This window comes from Methylobacterium sp. WL19, from assembly GCF_008040005.1.
In the GTDB taxonomy this organism is placed as follows: Bacteria; Pseudomonadota; Alphaproteobacteria; order Rhizobiales; family Beijerinckiaceae; genus Methylobacterium; species Methylobacterium bullatum.
Map to the genome: position 1 here is coordinate 1 of NZ_VRVC01000164.1, position 9,143 is coordinate 9,143.

Consider the following 9,143-nt stretch of genomic DNA (forward strand, 5'->3'; position numbering starts at 1 on the left):
CCCCCGCCCTGTCCGCTGCCGCCCCGTCGAATCGGGCGCCTTCCGCCTATGCCTCCACGCCGGCGGCCCGGCCGGTACCGCGCCCGCAGTCCTCGCGTCTGGCCTCCGCGCCGACTTATGCCGAACCGGCGCCGGGCTTCTCGGACGAGCCGCTCTCCCTCGCCGCCCCGGGCCTGTCGGACCCGATCTACTGAGGGCCGGACTGTGTTCCGGTCGCCCCAGGCCGGAATGAAAGCGATGCCGCCCGGCCTCTTGCGCTTGACACTGCCCGGACAGACGCCATCGTCCCCGGATGAACGGACTCCAGCGAAAAGACGCCGGCATGCGCCCGAATTCCCTCGTCACCGCCCTGGCCCTCGGCCTCGTCCTCGCGGGTAGCCTCCAACCCGCCTTCGCCCGCTCGGGCCGCGAGGAGATCACCCCCGCCGAGGAACGTGAGTTTCCCTTCGACGGGCAGATTCCGGGCTGCCAGGATTCCTCGGTGCTGGAACAGATGTCGAGCCAGTTCGCCGAGAAGGAGGCGAAGTTCTGGAACTCGAGCCTCACCATCGTCGGCTATGACCGGATCGAGCGGACGGCCTGGCGCCCCTGGGGCCTCGACACCTACCCCCGCCGCTTCTGCAGCGCGGTGGCGACCACGTCGGACGGGATCAAGCGCAAGGTCGATTATTCCGTCCGCGAGGGCCTCGGCTTCATCGGCGTGACCTGGGGCGTGGAGTTCTGCGTCCACGGCCTCGACCGCAACCTCGCCTATGCCTACGCCACGGCCTGCCGCGAAGCCCGTCCGTGAGACGAGTCGCCGCGCTCGCCGGACTGGCGCTGACGGCTTTCGCCGGAACCGCGCAGGCGCAGGGCTATGGACGCGGCGGCACGCCCGGCGAGTTCGATTTCTACGTGCTGGCCCTGTCCTGGTCGCCGACCTATTGCGAGACGGCCGGACGGCGTGACGCCGACGGCCAGTGCCGGCCGGGTCGCGGCCTCGGCTTCGTCGTCCATGGGTTGTGGCCGCAATATACGCGGGGCTACCCGTCCGACTGCTCCTCCGTGGAACGCTCTCCCACCCGCCAGGCCATGGACGTGGCCGGCGAGGTCTATCCGAGCGAGGGGCTCGCCCGCCACGAGTGGCGCAAGCACGGCACCTGTTCGGGCCTCGATCCGATGTCGTATTTCAAGGCCGCCGCCCAGGCGCGGGAGGCGGTGACCATCCCGGCCGGCTTCGTGAAGCCCGATTCCGACACGCGCATCGCCCCCGTCGATATCGCCCGCCAGTTCGTGGCGGCCAATCGCGGCCTGCGCCCGGACATGATGTCGGTCACCTGCACCCGGGGAGAGTTGCAGGAGGTGCGGATCTGCTTCACCAAGGATCTGCGCGGCTTCGCGCCCTGCCCCGAAGTAGCGCGGCAGAATTGCCGTGCGGGCGAGATCGCCGTCGACGCGAGCCGGTGAGGCCAGGAACCTGCGCCCATGAACTACAGGCACGCCTTCCACGCCGGTAATTTCGCCGACGTGCTCAAGCATCTCGTGCTGACGCGCGTACTCCATCATCTCCAGGCCAAGGCCACGGGCTTTCGCGCCATCGACACCCATGCGGGCCTGGGTTTCTACGACCTGACCGGTGACGAGGCGGGCCGTACCGGCGAGTGGCAAGATGGCTGGGGCCGCCTCGATACGCCCTTCCCCGACGAGGTGGAGGCACTGTTCACCCCCTATCGCGCGGCCGTCGCCGCCACCCAGGCGCGCCATGGGGCGACTATCTATCCCGGCTCGCCGGCGATCATCCGCGAATTCCTGCGGCCCAGCGATCAGGGCGTCTTCGTCGAATTGCACCCGGCCGATGCCGAGCTCCTGCGCGAGCGCTACAACCAGGATCCGCGCACCAAGGTGATGCATCTCGACGGATGGACCGCCCTCAACGCGCTGATCCCTCCCCCCGAGCGGCGGGGCGTCGTGCTGATCGACCCGCCCTACGAGGAACTCGGTGAGGTCGACCGGCTCGGAGCGGCTCTGGCCAAGGCCGTGGCGAAATGGCCGACGGGCATCTATCTCGGCTGGTATCCGATCAAGGACGTCGCGCTCATCGACCGCATGGTGGCGGAGCTCGACCGCTCGCTCTCCCGGCCCGCCCTGCGCATCGACCTGATGATCTCGGAGCCCTATCCAAACCGTCTCAACGGCAACGGCCTCATCGTTATCAACCCGCCCTGGCGTCTCGCCGACGAGGCTGCCCTGTTCCTGCCCGCCCTGGCCGAACGGCTGGCGCGGGGCGATTACGGCGCGTTTCGCTGCGATGCGTTCGGCGTCGAGGCCTGAATCCTGTCGTGAAGGTCGTCCCATCGATGAATTCCGCGATTCCCATCGCCAGCGCCGCCATTCCGGGCAGCGTCGAGACGATGCGTCTCGTCCGCTACGACGATGCCTTCTCGATCATGGTCGGCACGGCCGAACTGATGAACGACCGGCACCGCGATTCGGAGCGTGCCCTGGCCACGGTCACCTGCGCGCGGCTCGAGGGAAAACCGGCGCCGAGGATCCTCATCGGCGGCCTCGGAATGGGATTCACCCTGCGTGCCGCCCTCGACGCCCTCGGCCCGCAGGCGGAGGTCGTCGTGGCCGAACTGATGCCGGCGGTCATCGCCTGGGCGAGCGGACCACTTGCCCATCTCTTCACCGGGAGCCTCGACGATCCGCGCGTGAGCCTGGTCGAGGCCGACGTGAACCGCCTCATCCAGTCGGGACAGGCTCAGTACGATGCCATCCTCCTCGACGTCGACAATGGCCCCAAGGGCCTGACGCGCAGGGAAAACGACCGCCTCTACGATGGCTGGGGCCTCAAGCGGGCGCATTATGCCCTGCGACCGGGTGGCATTCTGGCCGTCTGGTCCGGGGGGCCGGACCGCCGGTTCAAGAAGCGGCTTCGGCGCTTCGGCTTCGATGTCGAGGAACACCGCTATCCCGCCCATCCCGGCGGGCGTCGGCACGTGCTCTGGATCGCCGTGAGGACGAACGTACAAGCCGAGGCGGCCCGCGGAACGGGTAGCTCCGTCGCCGGCCCGCCCCGGCCGGATCGATCTCAGTAATTGTAAGACCGACGCGGATAGGCCTGGTTCGGTGCGTAGCCGGCTCCACGCTGCTGCACCCGCGAGCCGTATTCGATCTCGCGCTGCTGCTTGGCGCGGCGATTGGCGAGATAGCGACCGCCGATGCAGCCCGCCACCGCGCCCACCACGCCGCGCTCGGCGAGGTAATGCCCGGCGAGGCCGCCGATGATCGCGCCCTTGATGCAGCCTTTGGCTTCGGCCGCTCCCGTGCTCGCCATGGTGAGCAGCGCCAGGGCCGAGAGCGTTGCAACGATGCGCATGATCATCCTCCATGATTGTGCGGGGAGGAAACACCGGCCCGGAGCTTAGCGTTCCGGGCACGGTTCGGCGGGATGGCGAGAAACCACGTTGCGCGGCGCGCTGGCCTCAGGCGGCGACGCGCCCCTCCAGCGGGAACACCTTGGCGGGGTTCATAAGCCATTTCGGGTCGAACACGTTGCGGACCCGCATCTGCTGGTCGAGATCGACCTGCGCGTACTGGAAGCGCATGAGCTCGCGCTTCTCGATGCCGACACCGTGCTCGCCGGTGAGGCAGCCGCCGACCTCGACGCAGAGCTTCAGGATCTCGTCGCCCGCGGCCTCCGCCTTCTGCAATTCGCCCGGCGTGTTGATGTCGAACAGGATGAGGGGATGCAGGTTGCCGTCGCCCGCATGGAACACGTTGGCGACGCGAAGGCCCTTGTCGGCGCAGATCGTGCCGATGCGCTCCAGCACCAGCGGCAATTGCCCGGTGGGGATCGTGCCGTCCATGCAGATGTAATCCGAGATGCGGCCCGTGGCGCCGAAGGCGGATTTGCGCCCCTTCCATATCGCGGCGCTCTCGGCTTCGGATTTCGAGACGCGGATGCTGGTGGGCCGGTAGTCGCGGGCGATGGCCTCGATCCGGGCCAGCATCGCCTCGCACTCCTCGTCCGAGCCTTCGACCTCGATGATCAGCATCGCTTCGGCGTCGCGCGGATATCCGGCCTGGGCGAAATCCTCGGTGATGAGGATCGCCTCACGGTCCATGTACTCCATGGCCACGGGGATGATGCCGGCGGCGATGATGGCGGCGGTGCAGGCGCCCGCATCCTCCACCGAGGAGAAGCCCACCAGGGCCGGGCGCGCGCCCTCGGCCGCGCGCAGGATACGCACCATCGCCTCGGTGACGATGCCGAGCTGACCCTCCGAGCCGCAGATGAGGCCGAGGAGGTCGTAGCCGGCGCTGTCGAGATGGGCGCCGCCGATCTCGGCCACGGTGCCGTCGTTCATCACCAGGGTGACGCCCAGAAGGTTGTTGGTGGTCACCCCGTATTTCAGGCAATGCGCGCCGCCCGAATTCATCGCGATGTTGCCCGCGATGGTGCAGGCGAGCTGGCTCGACGGGTCCGGCGCGTAGAAGAACCCCTCGTGGCTGACGGCGCCCGAAATGGCGAGGTTGGTCAGGCCCGACTCGACCCGAGCGACGCGGTTCTCGAAATCCACGTCGAGGACGCGGGTCATCTTGGCGACACCGAGGATGATCGCGTCTTCCTGGGCGATCGCCCCGCCGGCGAGGGATGTGCCGGCGCCGCGCGCCACCACCCGCACGCCGTTGGCGTGGCAATAGGCCATCACGGCGGAGACCTCGGCGGTGGTCGAGGGCAGGACCACAGCCAGCGGCATCTTGCGATAGGCGGTCAGGCCGTCGGTCTCAAAAGCGCGGCGCTCGTCCTCGGTGACGATCAACGCCTCGGCCGCGACGAGCGGCCGCAGGCCGGCGATGATCGTCTCGCGGCGGGCGAGAATGTCGGGGTCGGGCACGGGAAAGGCGATCGACATGGGCGGGCGCTCCTCGACGCATCGACCTGTCTTCAGCCACCGCTCAGCTTGGAAGGACTAAAAACGAGCCGTGAACCGTTCAGGACAATGGAATTGGAAGACATCTAAACGATAACCGGTTTCGATGCATCAGGATCGGATGCGTCGACGTTTCCGGAGGGCGGAAAGGCCGGTTTCGGGCTTCGTTTCGCCGCACGGACCCTAGGCGAGTTTGGAACGTTCCCAGTCTCGATCTGTTCTAAAACCAAAAGCTCTGCCATAAGCTCGGCTGGCTCATGCCGCCCAACGGAGGAAAAAATACAATGCGTCACCTCATCCTCGGCGCCGCGCTCGCTCTGATGCTTCCGCTCTCCGCACAGGCCCAGGAAGCCGGCGACGCGGCAGCCGGCGAGAAAGTGTTCTCGGCCTGCAAGGCCTGCCACAACTTCGAGAAGAACGGCGTCGGTCCGAGCCTCAAGGGCGTCTACGGCGAGAAGGCCGGTGAGGGCCATGACGGCTACAGCTTCTCGGCTGCCCTGAAGAATTCCGGGATCACCTGGGATGATGCGAACCTGAAGGAATGGCTCAAGGATCCCAAGGCCAAGGTGCCCGGCACCAAGATGGTCTATCCGGGCCTCAAGGACGACAAGAAGATCGCCGACCTCATCGCCTATCTCAAGTCCAAGTCCTGATCTCAAGTCCAAGTCCTGAGGGACCGAAGCCGTAGCCGATCAAGCCGGTCGCGGCTTCGAGCCTTTGGAAACGGCAGCGTCCCATCGATGGAGGCCGTCCCTGTTCGCTCAGGGGCGGCCTTTTGCGTGATCAAAGCCGCCGGGTGACGGTTCCCTGGAAACGGTTACTTGGAGGTCGGAGATTCCTCGTTGGCGCCGGCCACGTTGTCGTGGAGCGCTCCCCGCAGCATCACCAGCGAGTCGAGGAGCGCTCGGCGTCCGTCTTCCGACATCCCGGTCAGGGCTCCCGCGAGACCGGGGACGCAATCCATCCGTCCCTCGAGCTCGCGCCCCTTTGGCGTCAGGAAGATGCTGACCTGGCGCTCGTCGGCCCGGTCGCGGGCCCGGCGGACATGGCCCGACGCCTCCAGCCGCTTCAGCAGAGGCGTGAGCGTTCCGGAATCGAGGAACAGCTGGGTTCCGATCTCTTTCACCGTCAGCCCTTCCTGTTCCCAGAGGACGAGAAGGACCAGGTATTGCGGATAGGTGAGGTCGTGGGCGGACAGGAGTGCCCGGTAGGCTCGACCGAAGGCGTGGGCCGCCGAATAGACCGCAAAGCACAGCTGACCGTCGACGCCCCGACCCGGGGTCACGACGTCGTCGATGGCATCTGCTTGCGTGATACGTCGGCCTGCCATTCCTGGGGCCTCCCTCATGTTGGTCGCGTCCGGTGTCGGGTCCGGCCCAGCCACCCTATCTAATTGATAATGCGGAATGGTCACCAGCGTTCACGGGATTCCCGCATCATGGTTGCGCGCAATCCGGTTTGATGCGATACGGAATATCAGTTGCGCACAATCCGGTTTCGGTTTTCGGCCGGATCTCGTGATGGCGGACGTTTCCCTCCGTCGGACGGGTTTCCCCGTTCTTCTGTGAGACCATCTTTCCTCGACGCGACCCCCTTCGATCTCAAGCAGGATGACCGACCATGAAGGCACTCTACACCGCTCACGCCCATGCCACCGGCGGCCGTGAAGGCTCCGCCTCCACCGACGACAAGGCCGTCGACGTCACCCTGGTGACGCCGAAGGAACTGGGCGGCGGTGGCGGCAACGGCACCAATCCCGAGCAGCTCTTCGCCACGGGTTATGCCGCCTGCTTCCTCGGCGCGATCAAGTTCGTGGCCGCCAAGGACAAGGTGAAGATCCCCGAGGACGCCAAGGTCGAGTCCTCCGTCGGCATCGGCCCGCGTGACGACGGCGAGGGCTTCGGTCTCGTCGTCACCCTGAAGGCCACCCTGCCGGGCATCGAGCGGGACAAGGCCGAGGATCTGGTGAAGCGCGCCGATGTGGTGTGCCCCTATTCCCACGCCACCCGCGGCAACATCCAGGTCGATATCAGCGTCGCCTGAACGCGCTCGTCACGAAGCCGGAGGGGCCTCCGCCCCTCCGGTATCCTACTTCCGTCAGGCCGTCGTCACGGTGAGCACGGTTCCGTCGATCCCGGTGACCCGGATGCGTGTACCGGCCGGTGCATCGGGACCGGAGACACGCCACAGCGTGTCATTGACCCTGATCCGTCCGAGCCCGTTCGCGATCGCGGCGTCGAGGTGGAATTCCCGGCCGATCAGGCCCTGCGCGCCCCGGTTGAGGCTGTTGGGACGCCCGGTCATCCGCTTCTGCGCGAGCACGACGAGTCCCACCGACAGGACGGCGAACAGGACGATCTGCGCCTGCCACGGCATCGGCACCACGGCGACTTCGAGCCCCGTGACCATGGCCGCCGTGCCGAGCCAGACCAGGAACACGCCCGAAATCGCGAGTTCCGCTCCCATCAGGACCAGCCCGATCAGGATCCAGGTCCAGACCGGCCCCAGCGCCGTCACGCCAACGACGATCACGCGGCCCCTCCCCCGCTCGGGCCGACCTTCGGCGGTAGGCCGGAACTCTTTCTCTGCTGCGTCGCGCCCTCGCCGAACACACCGCGGGTGATCTCGGCAATGCCACCGAGGGTACCGGCGAGGGACGCCGCCTCGATCGGCACCACCACCACCCGCTGGTTGGGCGCGGTGGCCAGCGCCTTGATCGCGTCCACGTATTTCTCGGCCACCAGGAAGTTCGCCGCCGCGAGGTCGCCTTGTGAAATGGCCTCGCTGATGAGGCTCGTGGCGCGGGCCTCGGCCTCGGCGCTGCGCTCACGGCCCTCCGCATCGCGGAACGCGGCTTCGCGCCGCCCTTCGGCTTCGAGGATGGCGGATTGCTTGCGGCCTTCCGCGCGCAGGATATCGGCCTGACGATGGCCCTCGGCTTCGAGGACGGAGGCGCGCTTCTCGCGCTCGGCCTTCATCTGGCGCGCCATGGCGCCGGCAAGATCGGCGGGGGGCAGGATGTCCTTGATCTCGATCCGGGTCATCTTCACTCCCCAGGGCGAGGAGGCCGCATCCATGACATGGAGCAGGCGTTCGTTGATCTCGTCGCGGTGGGACAGCAGCTGGTCGAGGTCCATCGAGCCGACGACGGTGCGGATGTTGGTCATCGTCAGCGTCATCATCGCGGTTTCGAGATTCGAGATCTCGTAGGAGGCCTTGGCCGCGTCGAGGACTTGGTAGAACACCACCGCGTCGATCTTCACCCCCGCATTGTCGCGGGTGAAGGCCTCCTGGCTCGGTACCTCGATGACCTGTTCCATGACGTTCACGCGCCGGCCGATGCGCTCGATATAGGGGGCGATGAGACCGAGCCCGGATTCGAGGGTGCGGGAGTACCGGCCGAACCGCTCCACCGTATAGACGTGGCCCTGCGGGATGATGTTGATGCCGATGGCGAGGGTGACGACCACGAGAACGACGAGCGCCACCGCCACCACGCTCAACCCGATCGAGAGATCCATGCCTGTCCCCACTGCCTTTTCGGAAGGGACATTGAGGCCGAGCGTCTGCCCCTATGCAAGGTGAATCGTCCTCGCGTCAGCGTGCCCAGACCCCCAGACGCTCCGTCCGCGCACGGTCCTCGGCGGCGACGAGATCGGGGGTGGCTTCCGATGAGGCGCGGCCTCCGCCGTTGAAGAGCACGACTTCCGACAGGTCGCGGCCTTCCACCGCGCAGAGATAGGCGGCACTTCCAGCCACGGGCTGGCAGGTCACCGGGCGACCCGCGAGGTAGCGCGTCAGTTCCTCCGGCTGTCCGCCGCGGACCCATTCGACCCCGAACAGGCGCACGAGCTTGCCGCCGACGCGCAGGGTCGCGGTGTCGATCACCTCCGTCTTGCCGGTGATGGCGTTGGACGGCTCCGCCGGCTTCGTCCGGCTCTCCTCCGCCGAGGGTGGGCTCGGCTCCTCGGCGGGAATGCCGGGGGGCGCCGTCGGGGACACCGTTTCGCGCGGATTGGCCATGGTGGAGGGCCGGTTCTGCGCCGGCTGGGACTGGGGCGGCGGTGTCGCCTGGGCCGGATCCTGCGCCTTCGCCTCCTGCCGGGGAGCCTCCGCATCGGGGGTGGAGGCCGGCCCGTCGTCCCCGCCGCCATGGGTGAGAAGCAGGACGAGGGCGAGGCCGCCGAGCAGGCCCACGCCTGCGACGAGCGTGCCCGGCCGGGTCAG

General features: G+C 67.5%; 11 protein-coding genes and 2 pseudogenes. 7 read left to right on the forward strand and 6 right to left on the reverse strand.

All coding sequences use genetic code 11. From position 1 onward, the window contains the following. The 5 genes and pseudogenes from FV220_RS22455 to FV220_RS22475 all read left to right on the forward strand — a co-directional run. A pseudogene (locus tag FV220_RS22455) lies at positions 1–194 on the forward strand (extensin); the annotation flags it as partial. A 128-nt stretch (positions 195–322) separates the two neighbouring features. After that, positions 323–790 (forward strand): hypothetical protein, encoded by a 468-nt coding sequence (locus tag FV220_RS22460; protein ID WP_018045906.1) that lies wholly within the window; start codon positions 323–325, stop codon positions 788–790. Beyond that, complete coding sequence (locus FV220_RS22465; RefSeq protein ID WP_018045905.1) at positions 787–1,446, forward strand: ribonuclease T2; 660 nt, start codon at positions 787–789, stop codon at positions 1,444–1,446. Before FV220_RS22460 ends, FV220_RS22465 begins: the two co-directional genes overlap by 4 nt. Positions 1,447–1,464: 18 nt before the next feature. Beyond that, on the forward strand, positions 1,465–2,310 hold the full coding sequence (rlmJ, locus tag FV220_RS22470; protein ID WP_147833293.1) for a 23S rRNA (adenine(2030)-N(6))-methyltransferase RlmJ: 846 nt from the start codon (positions 1,465–1,467) through the stop codon (positions 2,308–2,310). Between the two features lie 26 nt (positions 2,311–2,336). Continuing rightward, on the forward strand, positions 2,337–3,077 hold the full coding sequence (locus FV220_RS22475; RefSeq protein ID WP_056148698.1) for a hypothetical protein: 741 nt from the start codon (positions 2,337–2,339) through the stop codon (positions 3,075–3,077). On the opposite strand, the gene FV220_RS22480 is transcribed toward FV220_RS22475, so the two are convergent. Both FV220_RS22480 and FV220_RS22485 read right to left on the reverse strand, forming a co-directional pair. After that, a complete protein-coding gene (locus tag FV220_RS22480; protein WP_147833294.1) occupies positions 3,071–3,358 on the reverse strand; it encodes a hypothetical protein in 288 nt (95 codons plus the stop codon). The two genes, FV220_RS22475 and FV220_RS22480, sit on opposite strands and share 7 nt — an antisense overlap. A 106-nt stretch (positions 3,359–3,464) precedes the next feature. Next, on the reverse strand, positions 3,465–4,898 hold the full coding sequence (locus FV220_RS22485; RefSeq protein WP_147833295.1) for an FAD-linked oxidase C-terminal domain-containing protein: 1,434 nt from the start codon (positions 4,896–4,898) through the stop codon (positions 3,465–3,467). A 302-nt stretch (positions 4,899–5,200) separates the two neighbouring features. Between FV220_RS22485 and FV220_RS22490 the strand changes: the two genes are divergently transcribed. Further along, a complete protein-coding gene (locus FV220_RS22490) occupies positions 5,201–5,569 on the forward strand; it encodes a cytochrome c family protein (RefSeq protein ID WP_018045900.1) in 369 nt (122 codons plus the stop codon). Positions 5,570–5,733: 164 nt separating this feature from the next. On the opposite strand, the gene FV220_RS22495 is transcribed toward FV220_RS22490, so the two are convergent. Further along, positions 5,734–6,246: a MarR family transcriptional regulator gene (locus tag FV220_RS22495; protein WP_018045899.1), complete on the reverse strand. Its 513-nt coding sequence runs from the start codon at positions 6,244–6,246 to the stop codon at positions 5,734–5,736. Positions 6,247–6,536: 290 nt separating this feature from the next. Between FV220_RS22495 and FV220_RS22500 the strand changes: the two genes are divergently transcribed. Further along, the gene (locus tag FV220_RS22500; protein WP_056148692.1) at positions 6,537–6,959 is read left to right on the forward strand and encodes an organic hydroperoxide resistance protein; all 423 of its coding nucleotides are present in this window, start codon (positions 6,537–6,539) and stop codon (positions 6,957–6,959) included. 54 nt (positions 6,960–7,013) lie between these two features. Here FV220_RS22500 and FV220_RS22505 read toward each other — a convergent pair whose 3' ends face one another. The 3 genes and pseudogenes from FV220_RS22505 to FV220_RS26250 form a co-directional block, all read right to left on the reverse strand. Continuing rightward, positions 7,014–7,448: an NfeD family protein gene (locus FV220_RS22505; RefSeq protein ID WP_147833297.1), complete on the reverse strand. Its 435-nt coding sequence runs from the start codon at positions 7,446–7,448 to the stop codon at positions 7,014–7,016. After that, positions 7,445–8,437 carry an SPFH domain-containing protein gene (locus FV220_RS22510; protein WP_018045896.1) on the reverse strand — a complete coding sequence of 331 codons (993 nt, stop codon included), beginning with the start codon at positions 8,435–8,437 and terminating at the stop codon, positions 7,445–7,447. Before FV220_RS22510 ends, FV220_RS22505 begins: the two co-directional genes overlap by 4 nt. A gap of 76 nt (positions 8,438–8,513) precedes the next feature. Continuing rightward, positions 8,514–9,143: pseudogene (locus FV220_RS26250) on the reverse strand (hypothetical protein); the annotation flags it as partial.